Origin of the sequence: Nonomuraea sp. AD125B (genome assembly GCF_041402765.1) — a bacterium.
Classification (GTDB): domain Bacteria; phylum Actinomycetota; class Actinomycetes; order Streptosporangiales; family Streptosporangiaceae; genus Nonomuraea; species Nonomuraea bangladeshensis.
In genome coordinates, this window is record NZ_JBGLOU010000004.1 from 503,255 (window position 1) to 524,438 (window position 21,184).

21 protein-coding genes are annotated in these 21,184 nt (G+C 72.6%); 12 read left to right on the forward strand and 9 right to left on the reverse strand.

What is annotated here, in order from left to right; genetic code table 11:
- Nucleotides 1–22: 22 nt before the first annotated feature.
- Nucleotides 23–424 carry an STAS domain-containing protein gene (locus tag ACBR40_RS14320; protein WP_371248956.1) on the forward strand — a complete coding sequence of 134 codons (402 nt, stop codon included), beginning with the start codon at nucleotides 23–25 and terminating at the stop codon, nucleotides 422–424.
- On the opposite strand, the gene ACBR40_RS14325 is transcribed toward ACBR40_RS14320, so the two are convergent.
- The 5 genes from ACBR40_RS14325 to ACBR40_RS14345 form a co-directional block, all read right to left on the reverse strand.
- On the reverse strand, nucleotides 381–1,787 hold the full coding sequence (locus ACBR40_RS14325; RefSeq protein WP_371248957.1) for an NAD(P)/FAD-dependent oxidoreductase: 1,407 nt from the start codon (nucleotides 1,785–1,787) through the stop codon (nucleotides 381–383). The two genes, ACBR40_RS14320 and ACBR40_RS14325, sit on opposite strands and share 44 nt — an antisense overlap.
- An 88-nt stretch (nucleotides 1,788–1,875) precedes the next feature.
- Nucleotides 1,876–3,711 (reverse strand): CheR family methyltransferase, encoded by a 1,836-nt coding sequence (locus tag ACBR40_RS14330; protein WP_371248958.1) that lies wholly within the window; start codon nucleotides 3,709–3,711, stop codon nucleotides 1,876–1,878.
- Nucleotides 3,712–3,739: 28 nt separating this feature from the next.
- Nucleotides 3,740–3,952 carry a hypothetical protein gene (locus ACBR40_RS14335; protein WP_344213427.1) on the reverse strand — a complete coding sequence of 71 codons (213 nt, stop codon included), beginning with the start codon at nucleotides 3,950–3,952 and terminating at the stop codon, nucleotides 3,740–3,742.
- A gap of 53 nt (nucleotides 3,953–4,005) precedes the next feature.
- Nucleotides 4,006–4,749: an STAS domain-containing protein gene (locus tag ACBR40_RS14340; RefSeq protein ID WP_371248997.1), complete on the reverse strand. Its 744-nt coding sequence runs from the start codon at nucleotides 4,747–4,749 to the stop codon at nucleotides 4,006–4,008.
- 102 nt (nucleotides 4,750–4,851) lie between these two features.
- On the reverse strand, nucleotides 4,852–6,555 hold the full coding sequence (locus ACBR40_RS14345; RefSeq protein ID WP_371248959.1) for an IucA/IucC family protein: 1,704 nt from the start codon (nucleotides 6,553–6,555) through the stop codon (nucleotides 4,852–4,854).
- Between the two features lie 79 nt (nucleotides 6,556–6,634).
- Between ACBR40_RS14345 and ACBR40_RS14350 the strand changes: the two genes are divergently transcribed.
- Nucleotides 6,635–8,206, forward strand: coding sequence for an IucA/IucC family siderophore biosynthesis protein (locus ACBR40_RS14350; protein ID WP_371248960.1), 1,572 nt, complete (start codon nucleotides 6,635–6,637; stop codon nucleotides 8,204–8,206).
- Nucleotides 8,207–8,260: 54 nt separating this feature from the next.
- Nucleotides 8,261–9,091, forward strand: coding sequence for an alpha/beta fold hydrolase (locus ACBR40_RS14355; protein WP_371248961.1), 831 nt, complete (start codon nucleotides 8,261–8,263; stop codon nucleotides 9,089–9,091).
- 5 nt (nucleotides 9,092–9,096) lie between these two features.
- Here ACBR40_RS14355 and rfaE2 read toward each other — a convergent pair whose 3' ends face one another.
- Nucleotides 9,097–10,527 (reverse strand): D-glycero-beta-D-manno-heptose 1-phosphate adenylyltransferase, encoded by a 1,431-nt coding sequence (gene rfaE2 / locus ACBR40_RS14360; RefSeq protein WP_371248962.1) that lies wholly within the window; start codon nucleotides 10,525–10,527, stop codon nucleotides 9,097–9,099.
- Between the two features lie 151 nt (nucleotides 10,528–10,678).
- On the opposite strand from rfaE2, the gene ACBR40_RS14365 reads away from it, so the two are divergent.
- The 6 genes from ACBR40_RS14365 to ACBR40_RS14390 are packed head-to-tail and all read left to right on the forward strand — an operon-like array spanning nucleotide 10,679 to nucleotide 15,704.
- A complete protein-coding gene (locus ACBR40_RS14365; RefSeq protein WP_371248963.1) occupies nucleotides 10,679–11,467 on the forward strand; it encodes a glycosyltransferase in 789 nt (262 codons plus the stop codon).
- Complete coding sequence (locus ACBR40_RS14370; RefSeq protein ID WP_371248964.1) at nucleotides 11,467–12,555, forward strand: glycosyltransferase family 9 protein; 1,089 nt, start codon at nucleotides 11,467–11,469, stop codon at nucleotides 12,553–12,555. The genes ACBR40_RS14365 and ACBR40_RS14370 overlap by 1 nt, the downstream gene beginning before the upstream one ends.
- A gap of 25 nt (nucleotides 12,556–12,580) precedes the next feature.
- Entirely contained in the window at nucleotides 12,581–13,096 is a 516-nt protein-coding gene (locus ACBR40_RS14375) for a SigE family RNA polymerase sigma factor (RefSeq protein ID WP_371248965.1), read from the forward strand.
- Nucleotides 13,093–14,304 carry a hypothetical protein gene (locus tag ACBR40_RS14380; protein ID WP_371248966.1) on the forward strand — a complete coding sequence of 404 codons (1,212 nt, stop codon included), beginning with the start codon at nucleotides 13,093–13,095 and terminating at the stop codon, nucleotides 14,302–14,304. The genes ACBR40_RS14375 and ACBR40_RS14380 overlap by 4 nt, the downstream gene beginning before the upstream one ends.
- 40 nt (nucleotides 14,305–14,344) lie before the next feature.
- Nucleotides 14,345–14,923: a TetR family transcriptional regulator C-terminal domain-containing protein gene (locus ACBR40_RS14385; RefSeq protein ID WP_344213409.1), complete on the forward strand. Its 579-nt coding sequence runs from the start codon at nucleotides 14,345–14,347 to the stop codon at nucleotides 14,921–14,923.
- A gap of 19 nt (nucleotides 14,924–14,942) precedes the next feature.
- Nucleotides 14,943–15,704 carry an SDR family NAD(P)-dependent oxidoreductase gene (locus tag ACBR40_RS14390; protein WP_371248967.1) on the forward strand — a complete coding sequence of 254 codons (762 nt, stop codon included), beginning with the start codon at nucleotides 14,943–14,945 and terminating at the stop codon, nucleotides 15,702–15,704.
- Here ACBR40_RS14390 and ACBR40_RS14395 read toward each other — a convergent pair.
- Both ACBR40_RS14395 and ACBR40_RS14400 read right to left on the reverse strand, forming a co-directional pair.
- A complete protein-coding gene (locus ACBR40_RS14395; protein ID WP_371248968.1) occupies nucleotides 15,656–15,880 on the reverse strand; it encodes a hypothetical protein in 225 nt (74 codons plus the stop codon). The two genes, ACBR40_RS14390 and ACBR40_RS14395, sit on opposite strands and share 49 nt — an antisense overlap.
- Complete coding sequence (locus tag ACBR40_RS14400) at nucleotides 15,877–16,293, reverse strand: ATP-binding protein (RefSeq protein ID WP_371248969.1); 417 nt, start codon at nucleotides 16,291–16,293, stop codon at nucleotides 15,877–15,879. The genes ACBR40_RS14395 and ACBR40_RS14400 overlap by 4 nt, the downstream gene beginning before the upstream one ends.
- 135 nt (nucleotides 16,294–16,428) lie before the next feature.
- On the opposite strand from ACBR40_RS14400, the gene ACBR40_RS14405 reads away from it, so the two are divergent.
- Nucleotides 16,429–17,223, forward strand: coding sequence for a Scr1 family TA system antitoxin-like transcriptional regulator (locus ACBR40_RS14405; protein ID WP_371248970.1), 795 nt, complete (start codon nucleotides 16,429–16,431; stop codon nucleotides 17,221–17,223).
- Nucleotides 17,210–17,434, forward strand: coding sequence for a DUF397 domain-containing protein (locus ACBR40_RS14410; protein WP_371248971.1), 225 nt, complete (start codon nucleotides 17,210–17,212; stop codon nucleotides 17,432–17,434). Before ACBR40_RS14405 ends, ACBR40_RS14410 begins: the two co-directional genes overlap by 14 nt.
- Before the next feature lie 56 nt (nucleotides 17,435–17,490).
- Here the strand turns inward: ACBR40_RS14410 and ACBR40_RS14415 are convergent, their stop codons facing one another.
- Nucleotides 17,491–19,017, reverse strand: a complete 1,527-nt coding sequence (locus ACBR40_RS14415) for an N-acetylmuramoyl-L-alanine amidase (RefSeq protein ID WP_371248972.1) — start codon at nucleotides 19,015–19,017, stop codon at nucleotides 17,491–17,493.
- A gap of 189 nt (nucleotides 19,018–19,206) precedes the next feature.
- Between ACBR40_RS14415 and ACBR40_RS14420 the strand changes: the two genes are divergently transcribed.
- Nucleotides 19,207–21,153 carry a family 10 glycosylhydrolase gene (locus ACBR40_RS14420; protein ID WP_371248973.1) on the forward strand — a complete coding sequence of 649 codons (1,947 nt, stop codon included), beginning with the start codon at nucleotides 19,207–19,209 and terminating at the stop codon, nucleotides 21,151–21,153.
- The last annotated feature ends 31 nt before the right edge of the window (nucleotides 21,154–21,184 follow it).

Consider the following 21,184-nt stretch of genomic DNA (forward strand, 5'->3'; position numbering starts at 1 on the left):
GCCCCTGGGGCAGGAGGAACAGGTGACCAGCAACGGCCTGCGCATCGACACGACGCGCCATCCGCACTGCACGGTCCTGCGCGCCGGCGGCCGGCTCGACCACGCCGGGCGGGTCAGGTTCAGCGCCCGCGTCAACGACGTCTGGGACTGGTCCGACGGCCCGGTCCTCGTCTTCGACCTCGCCGAGCTCGACTTCTACGACTCCTCGGTGATCGGCGTGCTGGCGATGGCGATGCAGCGCATGGAGGAGGAGGACGCCGACGGCCGGATCATCCTGGTCCGGCCGTCCGGCCACCTGCTGGACGTGCTGCGGCAGACGGACCTGCTCGCGCACGTCGAGCTCCGCGACAGCGTCGCGGACATCCTCGCGGAGCTCTCTTCTACAGCCCGTACGCCTCCAGCAGGCGCAACCACACCTCGCTGACCGTCGGGAACGACGGCACGGCGTGCCAGAGCCGGTCGATCGGCACCTCGGCGGTGACCGCGATCGTGGCCGCGTGCAGCAGCTCGCCGACCCCCGGGCCGACGAACGTCACCCCGAGCAGCACCCTCCTGTCCTCGTCCACGACGGCCCTGGCCCTGCCGCGGTAGCCGTCGCCCAGCAGGTAGGCCCCGGTCACCGAGCCGAGGTCGTAGTCGACGGCGCGCGCGTGGAAGCCCGCCTTCCTCGCCGCCTCCTCCGTACGGCCGACCGCGCAGACCTGCGGGTCGGTGAAGACCACCTGCGGGGCGCCGTAGTGGTCGGCGAGGTCGCGCATCTCGCACAGCTCGTCGCCGCGGGCCCGCGCCGCGATCACGTCGCCGCACACCCGGGCCTGGTATTTCCCCATGTGGGTGAGCAGCGCCCGGCCGTTGACGTCGCCCACGGCGTAGAGCCAGCCCTCGGCCACGCCGGTGGCGCGCATGCTGTCGTCCACCTCGACGTACCCGCCGTCGGCCAGGCCCACCGAGGTGAGCCCGAGATCGCCGGTGGCGGGCTCGCGGCCGGTGGCGACCAGCAGCTCGTCGGCCTCCAGCGGCGGCCCGTCGGACAGGTGCACGGTGATCTTCCCGCCGGGCTCGGGCCGCTCCACCCGGACGACGTCCGTGTGGGTGCGCACGTCGATGCCGGCCGCGGTGAACGACTCGGCCACCATCTCGCCCGCGAACGGCTCCATCCGGTTGAGCAGCCCGCCGCCGCGGACGAGCACCGTCGTCTGGCGGGCGCCGAGCCCGTGCATCGCCTGCGCCATCTCGCAGGCCACGACGCCGCCGCCGATCACGGCCAGCCGCTCGGGGACGGCGGTGGCCGCCGTCACCTCGTGGCTGGTCCACGGCCGGGCCTCGGCCAGGCCGGGCACCGGCGGGACCGCCGCCGTGCTGCCGGTGGCGAGCACCACGGCCTGGCGGGCGGTCAGCACCCGCTCGCCGCCGTCGGACAGCGTCACCCGGACCCGCTTCGGCCCGTCGAGCCGCCCCCGCCCGCGGACGAACTCGGCCGGCACGCCCTCGATCCACCGCACCTGCCCGCCGTCGTCGTAGCGCGAGACGGCCTCGTCACGGCGGGCCAGCACGGCGGACACGTCGATCTCGCCGAGCGACATGCCGGGCACCCGGCTCACCTCGCCGGCCAGGTCCACCGGCCGCAGCAGTGCCTTGCTCGGCACGCAGGCCCAGTAGGAGCACTCGCCGCCGGCCAGCCGCTCCTCCACGATCGCGGCGGTCAGGCCGCCGCGCACCGCCCGGTCCGCGACGTTCTCACCGGCGGGACCTGCGCCAATCACGATGACGTCGAACTCGTCGGGCACCCCAGCCTCCCCATGCGTTTCGTCCCTTCATCGCACTCTTTCATGTGAAGGGCGAGAGAGGTGGACGTGGCACGCACGCGAGCGGGCGTCAGCCGCCCGCGCCCAGCACGCGCATCACCAGGATGAGCCCGCGCGTGTCGTCGTCCTCGGCCCGCAGGCGGGACACCTGCACCGAGAGCGCCACCGGCCGGCCCCTGCGGTTGACCGCGTCGAGCACCAGCCCCTCCTCACGCGGGTCCGCGCGGAGCGCCGCCCGCAGCCGGGGGGCGAGCGTGTCGAGCGGCAGGCCGATGTCGAGCGCCGAGAGGGTCGCGCCCACGGCCTCGACGGTCCGCACCCCCCACAGCTCCTCCGCCCCGGGACTCCAGACGATCACCCTGAGCTGGTCGTCCAGCACCACCACCGCGTCGCCGAGGCTGCGCACCACCGACGAGACGAACCGGTTGACCTCGTCCAGCTCGATGGTGCGGGCGGCGAGGGCGTCGTTGATCTGCTGCAGCTCGTCGTTGGTGGACTGGAGCTCCTCGTTCATCGTCTCCAGCTCCTCGTTGGTGGACTGGAGCTCCTCGTTGGTGGTCTCCAGTTCCTCGTTCGTGGACTGGAGCTCCTCGTTGGTGGTCTCCAGCTCCTCGTTGAGCGACTGGAGCTCCTCGTAGGCCTGTTCGAGCTGGCGGTTGGCCTCCTCCAGCTCGTCGCGCAGCCTGCGGTAACGGGTGACGTCGTTGAAGTGGATGCTGATGCCCGCCAGGTTTCCCGAGGCGAGGAGCGGCACCACGGACACGTCGAAGACGCTGTCCTCCGGCTGGCCGGGCCGCCGCCAGCCCACCTCGCGCAGCTCGACCGTACGCAGCTCGTGGCGGGCCTGCTCGATGACCGAGCGCAGCTCGACCGGCCGGTAGGACACCTCCAGGTCCTGGAACGGCCGGCCGACGTCGCGCGGGCCGAGGTTGAACAGCGCCTCGGCCCTGGAGTTGGCCAGCGCCAGGTCGCCCGGCAGGTCGAGCACGAGCTGCGCCACCGGCCCCGACGCGAGCGCGACCGACGCGAGGGCGGGTAACCGCGCGGCGAGGTCGGAGGCGCTGCCGACCGCCGACCAGCTGGCCCGGGTGCTGTGACCGGTGGGCCTCAGCTTCCTGAACAGCCGCATCCGCAGGTCCACGGGCTCGAACGTGTCGCTGTGGTTGAGCAGCATCTCGGCCTTGCCCAGGAACAGGTAGCCGGTGTCGGCCAGCGCGAAGTGGAAGCGCCGGACGATGTTGAGCTGCATCTCCGTGTTGAAGTACATCAGCGTGTTGCGTACGAGCAGCAGGTCGACGCGGGAGATCGGCGCGTCGCGGGTCAGGTCGTTGCGGCCGAAGATGAGCTGGCGGCGCAGGTCGCGGCGGAAGGTGAACCCGTTCTCGACCGGCTCGAAGTAGGTCTCGCGCAGGTCGAGCGGCACCTCGCCGAGCGCCCGCTCGGCGTAGACCCCGGTGCGGGCCAGGTGCAGCGCCTTCTCGTCGAGGTCGGTGCCGTAGATCTTGACGCGCTCGCGGAAGGCGTCGACGCCGAGCTCCTCGGCCAGCACCATGGCGATGGTGTACGCCTCCTCGCCGGTGGCGCAGCCGGCGCTCCACACGCGGATAGGCTGATCGTGCTCCATCAGGGCGGGGAGCACGCTCTCGCGCAGCCGCTGCCAGGCGGCGGCGTCCCTGAAGAAGCTCGTGACGTTGATCAGGAGGCTGTCGAACAGCCGGGTGTACTCCTCGGAGTGCAGCTCCAGGTAGTCCCGGTATTCGCCGTAGGCGGCCAGCTTCAGCGCCTCGAGCCGGCGGGCGATGCGACGGACGAGGGTGTTGCGCTTGTAGCCGGTGAAGTCGAAGCCGCGGGTCTCCTTCAGCAGGAGGAGGAGATCGTCGAGCTCGCGCTCATCCTCTGGGGTCACTGCGCCAGCCTACGCCGGGCGGCTCCGCTCAGTCGGTCATCGCGGATTCGTCGCCCCGGCCGATGCGGGATCGCAGCGTGGGCTCCTCAGCCGTGCCGGTGATGCGCTCCAGTGTGCGCACCCGCTCCTCCAGCCGCCGGACGGCCACCCACAGGGCGCGTTCCACCGCGTCCGGCCGCGCGTCCGCCCGGCTGTCCCGCAGGAGCTGGTCGATCTCCTTGGCCAAGTCGTCGTCGCGCACGTGGTCCTCCCCTTCGACGGGCGTCCCGCTCCGCCGGCGCCGCGGCGACGAGGTCACCTCCTGTCGTCCACATGCCTCCTCTCCTGTCCGGAAACGTCGTGGTCATGCACGGCGTCATGCGTGCCCGGCGCGGCCCTGCCGTCGATCGCGGACTGGATGCTGACGCGGCTCGTACGCAGCACCTCCAGGCTGGCGACGCAGCGCTCGCGGGCCGACAGCAGCAGGGTGCGGGACTGCGCGGTCCGCAGGAGCTGCCGGGTCAGCGTCGAGCGCTGGCGGAGCGTCTGCTCGCGCAGGCCGCGCGAGCGGCTCATCACCAGGGACAACGCGGCTTTCTGCGGTCGCGGGCGGTCGCGGGCGTCCTCGCCCGGCGAGGTGGTGCGCAGGTTGCGGAGGAGCGGCATGTGGCGGGGGATCGGCGTGGGCGGCCCCGACACCTCGTAGACGTCCACGTCGGTCTGCGCCAGGGCCTCCGGCATGCTCGGATAGACCGGGATGGGCTCCGCCTGCCCGTCCATGAGCGAGATGAGCCGGAGCAGCGACGGCCTGGCCTCCGCCACGAGGAGGCCGCCGCCCTTGCGCCGCATGGCGCTGTGCGTCAGCGCGAGCTGCTGCAGCCCGTCGAGGTCGCAGAACCAGAGGTCGGAGGCGGCGACCACGACGTGTTTGACCCTGGACCGCGGCAGCGGGTCCAGGAACGCGGCCAGGACGGGCCTGGTCGTCGCATCCAGCTCTCCCGTGAGGGCGACCACCAGGGTCGTCTCCCCGACGGGCACGAGCCGCACAGACAGCTGCATCACCGGACGGCCCTCCTCCCCCGCCTCGCGAACGCGGCGGCACACATCACGGTCCTCCGTCATAGTGCTCCCTCCCGACGCCGAGGGCCAGACGATTCGCAGTCATGGCGATACGAAGAGTGGATTAGGCAGTTTGATCCAGTTGTCCCCTGGTGGTGTGCCGTCGAGCTGAGCCAGCAGGTGGGCCTTCACCATGAGGTACGGGGCGAACAGGGCCTCCCGGTCGGCCCGTACGTCCGGATCGCACGGCAGGCCGTCGAACGCCTCGCGCGCGGCGTCGCGCACGATCCGCCACAGTCCGGCCTCCGCGTCGCGGTCGCCGCCGGAGAAGCCGGCCACCAGGCCGCCGAACGTCGTGCCGATCAGGGATCCGTACAGCTTGGCGTGCAGGACGCCGGGATCGTCGTGCAGCAGCCGCGCGGCGACCGGCGGCACCTCGACGCCGTGCCTGGCCAGCCGGGCCGGGCTCAGGCGGACGTCGGCGAGGTCGCGGTAGGCCAGCCGGGCGGGGCGGCCCCGTCCGTCCAGCACGACCAGGAGGTTCTGGCCGTGGGCCTCCAGCGCCGCGCCCGCGGCCAGCAGCCGCAGGGCGGCGGGCAGCGCGAGCCGGGCGAACGCGGCCAGCCAGGCGGCCGGGTCGTCCACCGCGCCAGAGGCCACCGCGCTGGGGGCCACCGCGCCGGGGGCCACCGCGCCGGGGGTCCCCGCGCCGCGGGTCCCCGCGTCTGCGGTCACCGCGGCGAGTGGCAGCACGTCGGCGCTCCCGGCGAAGGCTCGGGTGGGCTCGCGCAGCATGACCGCGAGGTCCGCGCTGAACTCGCCCTTCACGGTCGCGGCGGCTCCGGCCAGGTAGCGGATCATGCGGGGGCCTGCGGCGCGGCGGGACAGCTCCGTGAGGAGGTCCGACAGCGGGACGCAGTCGCGGATCGAGCCGGGGGAGATGTCGCGGACGGCCGAGGTCATCCGCGTGGTGAACGCCGTCTTCAGATGCGGGCCGCCGTCCAGCGGGGCGAGCGTGCGCACGGACATCAGCGGCCGGGCCGGGATCGCCCCCTTACGGTACGGCCGCACGCCGAGGTCCGGCAGCACGTGCTCGCTCTGCCAGGGGTGCACGGGCAGCAGCAGCCGGCCGCCGTCGGTCAGCGCGTCCGGCCACGGGCCGGAGACCAGGCAGTCGGCGGCGGGGACGGCGACCAGGTCGAGGGCGACGACGGGCCGGTGCTCGGGCATGTAGGCGAGCTGCTCGGCGACCGACACGCCGGGGCGGTTGCGGCAGCACGGGTGGTAGGGGTGGCCGTCCACGACGTCCTGCTCGTGGTCCTCAGGGACGCGGGGGTGTTCCCGTCGGGCATGCACGCGGGCGTTCGGGTGGACGCCCGGGTGGACGTTCGGGCGGGCGTTGGCGCGCGACAGTGCCAGGGAGGCGACGCTGTTGGCCAGGTCGGCGGTGAGCCGTGCGCTGCCGGGGAGCCCGAGCGCGGCGAGGAGCGCGGCGGGCTCCCGGTACGGCGTCCCGTCCAGCCACAGGACGGGCACCTCGCCGAGGTCATGGGGCCGCCGCTCCGGCCCGCGCAGCCGCCGCCCATCGGCCAGCACCACCTCGCCTCCCTCCGGAGGTAGGCAGCCGTGTTGGGCGGTGTGGCCCGGGGAGGTGACGATGCCGGGGAGTGGTTCGTGCAGGAGGCTGCGCCACAGGCGGCCCAGGACGGCGGCGCGGGCGCCGGGCACGGCCGCGGCGTAGGCGGCCGACAGGGCTGGGCGTACGGTGGCCAGCTCCGCAGCGAAATCACTCTCGTCTCGCCCCATAATCCCCCCGATTTCCACGAACATCCTGTTTAGCTAGCCTGTGTGCGCTGATGGGTACAAACGGTAGGAGAAGGTCGCCATGCCATCCACAGACGGCCTCCTCCCGCCCGGCGGCGGGCCGGAGCGAGAAGCCTGGACGCACGCCACCGCACTCGCGGTGACGGCGCTGCTCAACTGCCTGGTCCGGGAGGTCGCCCACCCGGGTCCCGACGCCGGCACGTACGTGCTGCCCGCGACCGGCCACGTCCTGCGGGTGAGCGGCGGGCGTTTCCCCGCCGACCCCGAGCTGTGCGCCGCGGACGGGTGGCGTCCGCTGCCGCTGGACGACCTCGTCGAGCTCACCGCCGCCGAGCTGCGCACCCGTACGGGCACCGCCAACGACGTCCTGCCCGCCGAGATCCGTCACAGTCGCGACGTCGCCGCCGCGCTCCTGGCCGCGCGGCGGGCCACGGAGCCGCCCGCCGACCTGTATTTGCGTTCGGAGCAGGCGCTCCTCGCCGGCCACCGCTACCATCCGGCGCCCAAGGCCCGGGGCGGCGCGGGCCCGGAGGAGTGGCTGCGGTACTCGCCCGAGGTGCGCGCGAGCTTCGCGCTGCCGATTCTCGGCGTCCCCCCAGAGCTCCTCGTCGAGGACGGCGACCCGGCCGCGCTGGACGCGCTCGCCCCGGCCGCCGGCGCGGACGGCCTGGTGCCGCTGCCCGCCCACCCCTGGCAGGTGGAGCTGCTGGGCGCGCCGCTGCGTCACCTGGGCGTCACCTCAGAAGTGGCGGTGGCCACGTCCTCGATTCGCACGGTGTACCTGCCGGAGACGGACCTGTTCTGCAAGTTCAGCCTCGACGTGCGGATCACCAACGACGTACGCCGCCTCTGGTCCCGCGACCTGCGGCGGCTGCGGGAGGTCGCCGAGCTGGTGGACGGGGCATTCGACGGGCTGGCCGGGCACGTGCCGCGGCCCGCCGTGCTGCGCGACCGCGGCTACCGAAGCGCGGACCTGGGCGGCGGGGACGGCGGCGAGGCGCTGGCGGTGATCGTACGGGACGGGCTGGGCGCGCATCTGCGGTCCGGCCTGACGGCCGTGCAGGCGGCCGGGATCAGCGAGGGCTTCCCCGGCAACCCGCTGGACGGCCTCGACGAGGACACGGCCCTGCTGTGGTGGGAGCGCTACCTGGAGCACGTGGTGCCGCCGGTCCTGCACGCCTACCTGCGGCACGGCGTCGTGTTCGAGTGCCATCTGCAGAACGTGCTGGTCGGCGTGGACGGGCGGGGCCTGCCCGCGCAGGCCCTCTTCCGCGACCACGAGGGCGTGCGGATCCTCGCCGAGCGGCGGCCCGACCTGCCGGGCGCGGCCTCGGTGAGCCGGGCCTACGGCTGGGAGCGGCTGGTCTACTGCCTGGTGACCAACAACCTGATGGAGATCGCCGGCGCGGTGACCGAGCGCTATCCCGCGCTGCGGGACGAGCTGTGGGCGCGGGCGCGGTCGGTGTTCAAGGACGCGGGGCGGGAGCACGGCGATCCGGAGGAGCTGCGGGCGCTGCTGTCGGACCCGTACGTCCCGGCGAAGGCGAACCTGCTGCTGCGCTGGACGGACGCCGAGGGCGAGGCCATGCGCTGCGTCCCCATCCCTAATCCGTTGAGACTCTTTACGCCCTAAGCTATTGTTCGGAAGGCAATGCCTTACGGCGTAATGAGATGAGGGGGGAGCGACATGCCCGAGGCGGTTCTGCACGACGGCAGCGGCATCGAGGTGGAGGTGCACGGCTCAGGGCCGGTCGTGCTGCTTCCCGTGGACCCGCGCCCGATCGAGGGCGAGCAGGCCGAGGAGATGCGCAAATGGGGCGCGGACCCGGCGCTCGGCCGCTCGCTCATCGACGGCCTGAGCGACGCCTTCCGCGTCGCGGCCTTCGACTACACCGGCCACCTCATGGCCGTCCCCAAACCGGACACCCTCACCCCGGACAACGTGTCGGCCGACCTGCTCGCCGTGGCCGACGCGGTGGGGGCCGGGAGTTTCGCGTACTACGGCTACTCGTGGCTGGCGCTCTCCGGGCTGCAGCTCGCCCTCCGCACCGACCGGCTGGCCGCGCTGGCGATGGGCGGCTACCCGCCCTACGAGGGCCCGTACGCCGAGATGCTGAAGGTCACCACGGCCACGTACGAGAAGGCGATCGACCCGCCGCCGCCCGCCACGGAGCCGGTGGAGCCGGGCGACTGGGGGTCGGTCCAGAACGTGCCGAGCGAGCCGCAGGCCCGGCAGTTCGTCACGCTGTACGAGGCGCTCCAGGACTTCGACGACAAGGCCGTCCGGCTGACCTGCCCGCGCCTGTGCTTCGCCGGCTCGGCCGACGCCATCGACTACGCCGAGGAGTGGGGCGGGACCCGGGTGGACCTCGCCGGGCCGCTGACCCGGCACCGGGGCGAGCTGGAGGCGCGCGGCTGGGAGGTCGCCGTGCTGGACGGGCTCGACCACATGGGCGCGATGCGGGCCGAGAACGCGCTGCCCGTCCTGCGGCCGTGGCTGGAGCGCGTCCTGCTCTAGCGTCCTCAGGCGTTCTCCGGCAGTGACCGCATGCGGCCGATGATCGCCGTGGTGGAGCGGTCGGGCAGGTAGTCGAGCACCCGCACCTCGCCGCCCAGGGCGCGGACGAGCGACGTCTCCGGCAGCATCTCCGGCGTGTAGTCGCCGCCCTTCACGTACAGCTCAGGGCGGATCATCCTGATCAGCCGCTCAGGCGTGTCCTCGTCGAACTCGACCACGTAGTCCACGCCGTGCAGCGCGGCCAGCACCGACATGCGGTCCTCGCACGAGTTGACCGGCCGGCCCGCGCCCTTCAGCCGGGCCACGCCGGCGTCGCTGTTGACCGCCACCACCAGCACGTCGCCGAGCTGCGCCGCCTGCTCCAGGTAGGTGACGTGGCCGCGGTGCAGCACGTCGAAGCAGCCGTTCGTGAACACCACCTTCTCGCCCGCCCGCCGGTGCTCGTCCAGCAGCTCGGCCAGGCGCTCCGGGGGCTGCACCGCGCCCTCGCGGCGGCGCAGCGCGCGCAGCAGGTCGTGGCGGGTGCACACGGCGGTGCCGGGGCGGCGTACGACGACGGCGGCCGCCGCCTGGCCCGCCTGCGCGGCCTCCTCCGGGGTGGCCCCGCCGGCCAGCCAGAGCGCGAAGGCCGCCGTGTACGTGTCGCCCGCGCCGGTCGCCATGTGCTGCGGCGCCGGGTGCGCGTACGTCCGGTACGGCGGCACGCCCGCCCGGTGCAGCAGCGTGCCCTCGCCGTCGAGCGTGGTCACCACCATGTCCGCGCCGGTCAGCTCCAGCACCCGGTCGCTGCGCGCCATCAGGAAGCCCAGCCGGTCCGGCTCGCCGTCCTCCTCGGCGAGCAGCCGGACGACCTCGGCGTAGTTGGGCAGCACGGCGTTCGGCCGGCACTCCCGCCAGGGGGCCACCGCGTGCGCGTCCACGACGAGCAGGGGCAGGCCGGCGAGCGACCTGCGTACCGCCGGGGTGAACACGCCGCCCCCGTAGTCGCAGGCCACGACCACGTCGGCGGCCGGCGCGACGGCCGCGACGCGGCGCAGCAGCTCGCGTTCGGCCTCCTCGGGGAGCGGGTCCTGGTCCTCGTCGTCGAAGCGGGCGATGAGCTGGCCCTCGGTGACCAGCCGCCGTTTGTGCGAGGTACGTCGGCCCGGCACGGTCAGCAGGTCCGTCTCGACGCCGAGCAGCCGCAGCGCCTGCCGCAGCTCCTCGCCGGGCTCGTCGTGGCCGGCCACGCCGATCAGGCGTACGCGTGCGCCGAGCGCGACCAGGTTGGCGGCGGTGTTGGCGGCGCCGCCCGGGGCGTTCTCGGTGCTCTCCAGGCTCATCACGGGCACCGGAGCTTCCTGCGCGAGCCGCTTGGCCGAGCCGTGCAGCCAGGAGTCGAGCATGACGTCACCGACGACCACTGCGTTGATGATCTTCTCGTTGGTGGTGCCCATGACAGGCGAGTACCAGCAGAAGGGCTCTCCAAACCCCGGGTGCCGGGTGTCGCCGCAGGTTATCGAGGGGTTTCGCCGGGGTAGCCGGGCTCCTGTGCACGGCTCAGAACTCGATGTGGGCTCCCAACTCGACGTTGGCTCGGAACTCGATGTGCTCGTCCCGACGAAGGACCGTCCGGGCGCGCTGGCGGTCACGCTCGCCGGGCTCGCCGCCCAGACCGCGGGCGGCTTCCGCGTGGTCGTCTCCGACCAGTCGGCGCGGCCCGTGGCGGAGCATCCGCTGGTGGCGGCGGCCGTGCGCATCCTGGAGCATCGGGGCTCGCCGGTCGAGCCGCTGCGGAACGTGCCGCCGAAGGGCCTGGCCGAGCAGCGGCAGTTCCTGCTGGAGCGGGCCCGGCGCAGGTTCGCGCTCTACCTGGACGACGACGTGTGGCTGGAGCCGGACGCCCTCGCCACGCTGACCGGTGCTCTGGCCGAGCTGCGGTGCGGGTTCGTCGGGTACGCGCTGCACGGGCTGTCGTACCGGGAGGACGTGCGGCCGCACGAGCTGACTTCGTACGAGGAGTGGGCCGGTCCCGTGCGGCCCGAGCGGGTGCGGAGGGACCAGCCCGCCTGGCGGCGGCACACCCTGCACAACGCGGCCAACCCGCTGCACCTGGCCGCCAAGGTGGGCGCGGAGCGGGGGTGGCGGGCGTACAAGGTGGCCTGGATCGGCGGCTGCGTGCTCTACGACCGGGAGCGGCTGGTGGAGTGCGGCGGGTTCGGCTTCTGGCGTGCGGTGCCGCGTGCGCACGCCGGCGAGGACGTCGTCGCCCAGCTCCGCGTCATGGAACGCTACGGCGGGGCCGGGCTGCTGCCCAGCCGCGCCTACCACCTGGAGCTGCCGACCACGGTGGTGGACCGGCGGGCCGAGTGCTACGACCACGTGCTGGAAGCCTGATGGGCGGGCTGGTCCCCGGGGTTGAGCGGATCGCCGTGCTGCGGGCCAACGCCATCGGCGACTTCCTGCTGTCCGTGCCCGCCCTGGACGCGCTCAGGTCGGCCTATCCGGACGCGAAACTGACGTTGCTCGGCCTGCCGTGGCACGCCGGGTTCCTGGAGGGGCGGCCGGGGCCGGTGGACGAGGTGGTCGCGCTGCCGCCGATCACCGGCGTGTCCACGAGCGAGGGCGGGCATCCGGTCCCCGGCGGGCTGTGCGAGGGGCTGCGCGAGCAGGCCTTCGACCTGGCCGTGCAGATCCACGGCGGCGGCCGGTACTCCAACCCGTTCGTCCGGCGGCTCGGCGCGCGGGTGACGGCGGGGCTGCGGACGCCGGACGCCGACGAGCTGGACCGCTGGGTGCCGTACGTCGACCACCACCACGAGAGCCTGCGCTTCCTGGAGGTGGCCGCGCTGGTCGGCGGCAGGGCGGGCGACCGGGCGGGCGGTCTGGAGCCGCGGGTGGCGGTCACCGGCCGCGACCGGGAGGAGCTGGCCGCCGCGTTCGGCGCGCCGCCGCCCGGCCTGGTCGCGCTGCACCCGGGCGCGCGCGACCCGCGCCGGCGCTGGCCCGTGGAGCGTTTCGCCGCGGTCGCCGACAGGCTCGGCCGGCCGGTCGTGGTCACCGGGTCGGCCGCCGAGCGGGACCTGGTGGAGGGGGTCGTCGCCGCGATGCGCCGGCCCGCCGTCGCCGTCGCGGGCACGCTCGGCCTCGGCGCGCTGGCCGCGCTGTACGAGCGCTGCGACCTCGTGATCGGCAACGACACCGGCCCCCGCCACCTGGCCGCGGCGGTCGGCACGGCCACGGTCGCCGTCTACTGGTGCGTGAACCTCGTCAGCTACGGCCCGCTCACCCGCACCCGGCACCGGCCGCTGATCTCGTGGACCACCGGCTGCCCGGTGTGCGGCGCGGACGGCGTGGACCCGCGGGGCGAGCGCTGCCCGCACGACGTGTCGTGGGTGCGTGACGTGCCGGTGGACGACGTACTGGAGCAGGCCGGGGATCTTCTCGCGGAAACACGCATAGCGGAGGGGCCACGCGGCGTCTGAGAGGGTGACGTCGAACCTTCCGGAGGTGATCGTGGACGCCGCGGACGAGCAGCGTTTCCGCGAGTTCGTCGCCGCGCGTTCCCCCGCGCTCATGAGGCTGGGGTACCTGCTCGCCGGCGGCGATCAGCACGCGGCCGAGGACCTGGTGCAGAGCGCGCTGGCCAAGCTGGCCGCCAAATGGCGGCGGGTGACCGCCCCTGAGGCGTACGTGCGGCAGACCATGTACCGCCAGCAGGTGAGCTGGTGGCGGACGAGCGCCCGGCGCGGCGAGGTGATCCAGGCCGACCCGCCGGAGACCGCGGGGCGGGACCTCAACCACCAGAGCGAGCTGCGCATGATGCTGCGGGCCGCGCTCGCCCGGCTCACCCCGCGTCAGCGCGCGGTGGTGGTGCTGCGGTACTTCGAGGACCTGCCCGAGCAGGAGGTCGCGCGGACGCTGGGCTGCTCGGTCGGCACGGTCAGGAGCACCGCGCACCGGTCGCTGGCGCGGCTGCGCGAGATCGCCCCCGAACTGGCACGAGAGCTGGAGGTGGCCCGGTGACCCGGTTGCTGCGCGACACGATGGAGGAGTGGGCCGGGGAGGTTCACGTTCCCCACGACCTGGCCGATCGGGCGCTACGGAGGCGCGTCCGTCGGCCGGCGAGCGTGGCCGTACTGGCGGCGGGGCTGGTGGCGGCGCTGATCGCGGGCGTCACGTTCGTGGCGGGGACGGTGGGGGACCGTCCCGCGCCGGCGGTCAGCGTGCGTCCGGCCGACGGGATCACGCTCCCGGCCCGGCCCTCGCCCGCCCCGACCGACGTGCGCGCCGACGTCGAGCACAGCCCGCCCAGCCGGCTGGTCGCGGCGGGACGGCTGGCGGTGTCGGCGTACTACACCACGAAGGAGGAGCCGGTCGAGGGGAGGCTGCGGCACGTCGTGCGCACCTGGTCCCTGTACGACCCGCGCAGCGGCGGCTACGAGCGGACCTCCTGGGGCTGGGTGGACGTGGCTCCGGGGCTCCAGGTCGCCGCCGTGCTGGAGCGCGAGCTGCCCGCGCGGCGGCTGGGCATCCTGGACCTGAACACCCGGCAGATTCTCAAGTGGTTCGACCTGGAGCATCCGGTGGCCTCGGTCACCTGGTCGCCCGACGGCACGAAGGTGCTCGCCACCGCGTACTCCAGTTATCCCGACGCGGTGGAGCGCGGGCCCGAGCCCGACAGCCTGATCCTCCGTGACAGCCCGCGCACCGGCTACTTCATCCTCGACGTCGGGTCCGGCGAGGCCGTCTACCACGCGCTGCCCGCCCGGACGGGCAATGACGTCCCTGCCAACATGAACGGCCGCCAGGACCTCGGCTGGAGCCTGGACGGCACGGCGATCTGGGCGCCCACGGACACCGAGCCCGATCGTGTCTGGTACACCCTCGACGGCGAGCCGCGCGACGCCCCGCAGGGCCAGCGCTACGTCCGCTACTCAACGGAGTCGGCGCTCTCGCCCGACGGCCGCCGCGTGCTCGGGCCCGACGGACTGCCCACCGAGATCACCGACAGCGCGACGGGCGAGATCGTCGGCCGCCAGAACGTCCTGCAGCTGCACGCCTGGGCGGACGACGACAACGTGCTCGCCCTGGGCTGCGCGGGCTCCTGCGGGGACGAGTTCGACAACGGCCTGGTGCTGGTGAGCGTGGACGGATCGCGGATGACCCAGCTCGCCGCCTACCGGAACTCCAACAAGCAGGGCGCCTGGCGCTGGGTCCTGACGCCGCGATGATTTTTGACCGATCGTTCTAGATAGTGTTAACGTGGCTCCCGTGGCACGGAGCAAGGAGTTCGATCCCGAGGTCGCGCTGGAGAAGGCGCTGGAGCTGTTCTGGGAGCGCGGCTACGAGGGCACCTCGATGGCCGACCTCGTGGAACGGCTCGGCGTCGCGCGGGCCAGCATCTACGGCACCTTCGGCGGCAAGCGCGAGCTCTATCTGAAGGCGCTGGAGCTCTACCTCGCGCGCAACGACGTGGTGGGGCCGCTGTCGCAGCCGGGGCCCGTGCTGCCGGCGCTGCGCGCCTTCCTCGACGGCTACGTGGCCGAGTGCCTGGCCGACGAGCTGCGGCGGGGGTGCATGGTGGTCAACACGGCGGTCGAGTTCGGCTCGCGCGACCCGGTCGTGTCGCGGCGGGTGGTGGAGAGCTGGGCGGGGCTGGAGACGGCCATCGCGGCGGCGCTGGTGCGGGCGCGGGCCCAGGGGGAGATCCCCGGGCACAAGGATCCGTACGCGCTGGCCAGGTTCCTGCTCGTGCTGCTCCAGGGCGTACGGGTGCTCGGCCGCGCCGACCCCGACCCCCGCCGCCTCCGCGCCGCCGTCGAAGAGGCCATGACAGCCGTCCAAATTTGAGAACGATTGGTCAAGAATCATGAGTGAGCGTTTCGCGGGGAAGGTCGCCCTCGTCACCGGCGCGACGGGTGTCGTGGGAGGGGCGGTGGCGCGGGCGTACGCGCGGGAGGGCGCCGCCGTGCTGGTGGTCGGCCGCGACGCCGGACGCCTGTCCGGCCTGGTCAAGGAGATCGAGGCGGCCGGCGGCCGGGCGAGCGCGTTCGCCGCCGACGTCTCCCGCTCGGCCGAGGCCGCCGCCATGGTCGCCGCCGCCGTCTCCCGCCTCGGCGGGCTCGACGTGGCCTGCAACGCGGCCGGGATCTTCGGCACGCTCGCGCCCGTGGCCGACTACGACGAGGACGTCTTCGACCAGGTGCTGGCGGTCAACCTCAAGGGCCTGTTCCTGTCGATGAAGCACGAGGTGGCCCACATGCGCTCCCACGGGGGCGGGACGATCGTCAACGTCGCCTCCAACCTGGGCGCGCACTGGCGGCTGGCGGGGGCGGGCGCGTACGCCGCCTCGAAGGCCGCCGTCAGCCACCTGACCCGCACCGCCGCCCGCGACCACATCGCCGACGGCGTCCGCATCAACGCGATCAGCCCGGGCCCGATCGACTCCCCGATGTCGACCCGTCCGGGCGAGACCGTCGAACAGCGGGACGAGCGCATGCGCGCCTCACTCCCCATCGGCCGGGTCGCCGCCCCCGAGGAGATCGCGGCGGCGGTGCTCTGGCTGACCTCACCCGAGTCGAGCTACGTCGTCGGCCAGGACCACGTCGTGGACGGCGGCGCCACCGCCTGACGGGCGCGCCGACGCGTCTCCTCCTCCAGGTGCCGGTGCAGCTCGGCCAGGGTCGCGCCGCACCGCACATTGGAGAGTCCGCTCGTGGACGGCACCAGGACAAGGCGGATGGCGATGTAGCCGCCTCCCGCGCCGTCGATGATCTGCCAGCCGGGAAAGGTCAGGGGCGTCGTCATCCTGCCGCTACGTCGGCCCAGACGACGCGACGTCCGCTCGTGAGGAGGCGCGTTCCCTGGCGGAGGCTGAGGCAGGCCACGATGCCGAGGCCGCGACCCGACTCCGCCAAGGGATCGAGCTGGCGGGGGACGAAGCAGGGCACGGGGGACGGGGTGCCCGGGTCGGTCACCTCCAGGCGGACGAAGTCGTCGCCGAAGCCGAGGCGGAGGCCGACCCAGTCGCGGCCCCGGCCGTTCGGGACGTGCTGGAGGACGTTGGCCACCAGCTTGGCGACGATCTGGAGCGCGTCGGACCTGACCGCCGGATCATGGTCGGCGAGCCACAGTCCGGTGACCTGGCGTGCCTGCCATGACGTTCTGGCGTCGCGGCGCAGCGTCGTGCTGCGCCACAGGACGACCTCTGAGTTGCCCATAGTGCGGCTCCGGCTTTGCGAGTGTCCGAGAACACTCCTCAGAGTGGCGGCGCGCTGCTATGTGATCGACCCGTCACCGTCCGTTGCCGGACAGACCTCCTGAGGCTTGTCCGGGTCCCCCTGAGAGGGCGTGGCATGCCGGCACAGGTCTACGGCGAGATTCTGAGGAAGGCGCGCGAAGCGGCAGGGCTGTCGCAGGCGGCGCTGGGGGAGCTGCTTTCGTGCAGCGAGAGCCTGGTCGGCCTGATCGAACGCGGCAAGCGGCGGCCGAGCAAGGGGTTCACCCTGGCGGCTGAGGCGGCGCTGGGGTTGAACGGCGAGCTGTACGGGCTCCTGCCCAACACGACGGTCATGTCCACGCCTACGTGGTTCAGTGAGTGGCCGAAGGTGGAGGAGAAGGCGCACACCATTCGGACTTGGCAGCCCCTCGTGGTGCCGGGCCTCCTCCAGACGGCCCGTTACGCGCGGGCCATGCTTTCGGTAGCGCCGGGAGCCACAGAGCAGTGGATCGAGGATGCCGTCGAGACCCGGCTTCGTCGGCAGGCCATCCTCGGGCGGGTGGTCCCGCCCTCATACTGGGCGCTGATCGACGAATGCGCGCTGATCCGGCCCGTAGGCGGCAAGGAGGTGATGCGCGAACAGTTGGCGCATCTGTTGAAGGCGGCTGAGCAGCCCAACATCTGCATCCAGATCGTGCCCCTCGACGTCGGAGTAACCGCAGGCGTGCTCGGCGGGTTCGCCCTCGCCAAGGGCCACGGCATTCCGGAGCACGTCTACGTCGAGGACGTCGTACGAGGCACTGTCTCTCCTCGCGAGGAGATGGTGAGGCAGGTTAATCTCCTCTATGACGCAATTCACAAGTGGGCGCACCCTGTACACGTAAGTCGGCGACTGATACGTGAGGTGGCGGCAAGGTATGAAGATCAGTGATGAACTGCGTGCCGAGCTGGAGAGCGCCAGGTGGACGAAGTCCTCGCTCTCCGGTCCGAACGGCGGCGACTGTCTCTACGCCGCGAAGCTGAGCGATGATCGTTATGCGATCCGCGACTCCGAGCAACCCGAGGCCGAGGCGCTGGTCCTACGGGGCGAGGTCTTCCGTGCCTTTGTCGGGGGCGCGAAGCTTGGGGAGTTTGATTTCTGACGGAAGGCCCGCGCCCACCGCTGCGGTGGTGGGCACGGGCCTTGGTTCTGGAGGGGTCAGACGCGGCTGATGCGGACGGCGTCGGCGATGACGTAGCCGGTGCCGGCGGTCCACCGGCTGATTCCGACCACGTTGTACGTCCCCGCGTTCAGCGAGAACGTGCCGATGCTCTTCCAGGTGCCGCCGCCGCTGCGTTGGTCGACGTAGACGGTCTGGTTGCCGCCTGAGGCCGCCACGATGTACGGCGCCGAGCTGTTGTAGCCCGCGTCGGCCGGATACCAGACCTCGACGCGGTACGTGCCCGCGCTGGGGATGGCGGCCGAGTACCACGCCGGGTCGCTGGCGGAGACCGGGTCGGCGAAGCGGTAGTCGGAGCCGTAGCGCTGGCTGGAGTACGTGGAGGTGCCCCAGTTGGCGCTGGCGGTGAACTGGCCGGAGGTGGTGTTGTCGATCGTGGTGGTCCACGAGGGGGTGCCGCCGCCACCGGTCACGTAGTTCATGTACGTGGTCCAGTTCCAGTTGGAGCCCGGGTCGGTGTGGGTGGCGCCGGGCACCTGGTTGTGGCCGATGATGTGGCTGCGGTCCTTGGGGATGCCGTACTTGTCGCAGATGGCCTTGGTGAGGGCCGCGGACGCCCGGTACATCGCGTCGGTGAACCACGAGGCGTCGCTGACGTAGCCCTCGTGCTCGATGCCGATCGACCGGGTGTTGTAGGTCCAGTTGCCGGCGTGCCAGGCGATGTCCTTCTCGCGCACCATCTGGGTGATGGCGCCGTTGGAGGACTTGACCACGTAGTGGGCCGAGACCTGGGCGGAGGAGTTCTGGAACCAGGAGATGGTGCCGGCGTACGAGCCCTGCGTGACGTGGATGATCACGCGGTCGATGGCGTAGCTCGACGGGCGGCTGGAGGCGGTGTAGTTGCTGGAGCTGGCGGCGACCCAGGCGGCGGGGCCGTAGTCGGTGCTGAGGACGCCGGCGTCGGCCTTGGCGTTGAGGTCGCGGGCCTTGGCCAGCGGGCCGCGGTCGGCGGTGACCTCCTGCGGCTTGACCTGCACGCCGCGGATGTCGATGCCGAGTCCGAGGCTCTCGTAGACGGCGTCGGCGTAGAGGCGGGCGAGCTCGGGCGAGGTGGCGTTGCCGTACTTGGCGACGGCCTGGTACCAGCGGCCGGCGTCCTTCCTGGCCGTTTCGTCGAGGCCGAGGGCGTCGGCGTGGGCGCGGAGGACGGCGGCGCCGCCGAGCACGTTGGCGGCGTCGTCGGTGCGCAACTCGTCGGCGGAGCGGCCGGTGAGCTCGGCGGCCTTCTCCAGCGAGTGGTTGGTGGGGTTGGAGACCAGGTGCATGACGCCGTAGCCGCCGCTGGCGCTGGGCTTGCCGTCGTGGCCGTCCAGGTGGGTCTCGGCGTAGCCGAGGGCGACCAGCAGGTCGCGGGGCACGTCGTACGTGGCCGCCGCCTTGGCGAAGGCGGCGGTGAGCGTGCCGTCCGTGGGCGCGGCCAGGGCGGGGCGGCCCGTGGCGACGAGGACGAGGACGGCGAGGAAGGAGGTGGCGAGGGCTGTTAATCGCGTGCGGGCGAGTTCCATGGGGGGCTCCTCGTTCACAAGGGTGACGGCTCGCACGCTACGGCAACTACCTGACCGATGTCGATAATTGACATTACTCGCCAGTTCGGTGAAACTTTTCACCTTCGTTGACTGGATGTCCGAAGTTGGGCCCCCGCAAAAGCGTGAAAACTATTGCGCTTTCCGGATGATGCGCTGAAACTTCCCTTCGTGACCGCGCTCCTGCGTACCCTCATGGCGGCGCTCACCGCCGCACTCGTCACCCTCGTCGTGCCCGTCCCCGCCGCCGTCGCGGCCGCCTGCCAGACCGATCCGGCCACCCCGAAGCGCCAGCTCAGGGCCATGTGGATCTCGTCCGTCGCGAACATCGACTGGCCCAGCCGCACCGGGCTCACCGCCTCCGCCCAGCAGGCCGAGTTCCGCGCCTGGCTGGACCTCGCCGTGGCCAAGCGCATGAACGCCGTCGTCGTGCAGATCAGGCCGACCGCCGACGCGTTCTGGCCCTCGTCGTACGAGCCGTGGTCGCAATGGCTGACCGGCACCCAGGGCGGCAACCCCGGCTACGACCCGCTGGCGTTCATGGTCAGCGAGGCCCACGCCCGGAACCTGGAGTTCCACGCCTGGTTCAACCCGTACCGGATCGCCAACCACGACGACCCGGCCAAGCTGGTCTCCACGCACCCCGCGCGCAAGAACCCCTCCTGGCGGTTCGCCTACGGCGGCAAGCTCTACTACAACCCGGGCATCCCGGCGGTCCGCGCCTTCATCGAGGACGCCATCATGGACGCGGTCTCCAAGTACGACGTGGACGGCGTGCACCTCGACGACTACTTCTACCCCTATCCGGTGAGCGGCGAGTCGATCCCCGACTCGGCCACCTACGCCCAGTACGGCGGCTCGTTCGGCAACGTCGCCGACTGGCGGCGGGAGAACGTCAACCTTCTGATCCGTGAGCTCGACCAGCGCATCCACGCCGCCAAGCCGCACGTCTCCTTCGGCATCAGCCCGTTCGGGATCTGGCGCAACTCCGGCACCGACCCGCTCGGCTCGCGCACCTCGGGCCTCCAGTCCTACGACGCGATCTACGCCGACAGCCGCACCTGGGTCAAGCAGGGCTGGGTGGACTACATCTCCCCGCAGATCTACTGGCACCTCGGCTTCTCCACGGCCGCCTACGAGGTGCTGACCGCCTGGTGGTCCGACGTCGTCAAGGGCACCGGCGTGCAGCTCGTCATCGGCCAGGCCGCCTACCGCGCCGGCGCCTCCGGCCAGGACGCCGCCTGGCAGGACCCGGCGGAGCTGAGCGACCATCTCCACGACAACAGGCAGCACCCCGAGATCGTCGGCGACGTCTACTTCAGCGCCAAGGACGTCAAGGCCGACCGGATCGGCGCGATCACCCGCCTGGTCAACGCCCACTACACCAGGCCCGCCCTGCTGCCCGCCCGGGGCGCCGCCGCCGCTCCGGCCGCGCCGGTCATCACGGCGGCCACCCAGGGCAGCGGAGGCGTCCAGCTCACCTGGACCGGCTCCGGCACCGCGTACGCGGTCTACCGCGTCGCCGGCACCCCGTCGGCCGCCGACCCGTGCTTCTTCGCCGACGCCCGCAACCTCGTCGGGACGACCAGGGCCAAGACGTTCACCGACACCACGGCGAGCGGCACGAACACCTACTACGTGACCGCGCTCACCCGTACGCACCAGGAGAGCGCGCCCAGCGCGGGCCGGACCGCCGGCTCCCCGGGCGGCGCGTTCAGCGTGATCCTGGACAACGCCGCCGCCGGCTTCACGGCGAGCGGCAACTGGGGCACCTCCGCCTACTCCACCCAGCTCTACGGCGCCGACTACCGCTTCGCCGACCCGGTCGCGGCCAGCGACCCCGCCTGGTACGCGGCGACCATCCCCAGCGCGGGCAGCTACCGCGTCGAGGTGTGGTATCCGGCGAACGCCGGCTACAACAGCGCCACGCCGTTCATCGTGGCCGCCTCCGGAGGCAACCAGACGGTCAGCGTCGACCAGCGGTCGGGCGGCGGGGCCTGGCGGGTGCTGGGGACGTACACGCTGAACGCGGGCACGTACAACGTGGTCGGCGTGAGCCGCTGGACCTCGGCCACCGGCTACGTGATCGCCGACGCCGTCCGCATCACCAAGGTGTGAGGGGGCGCTGGGCAGGTGCCGTCCGTGATCG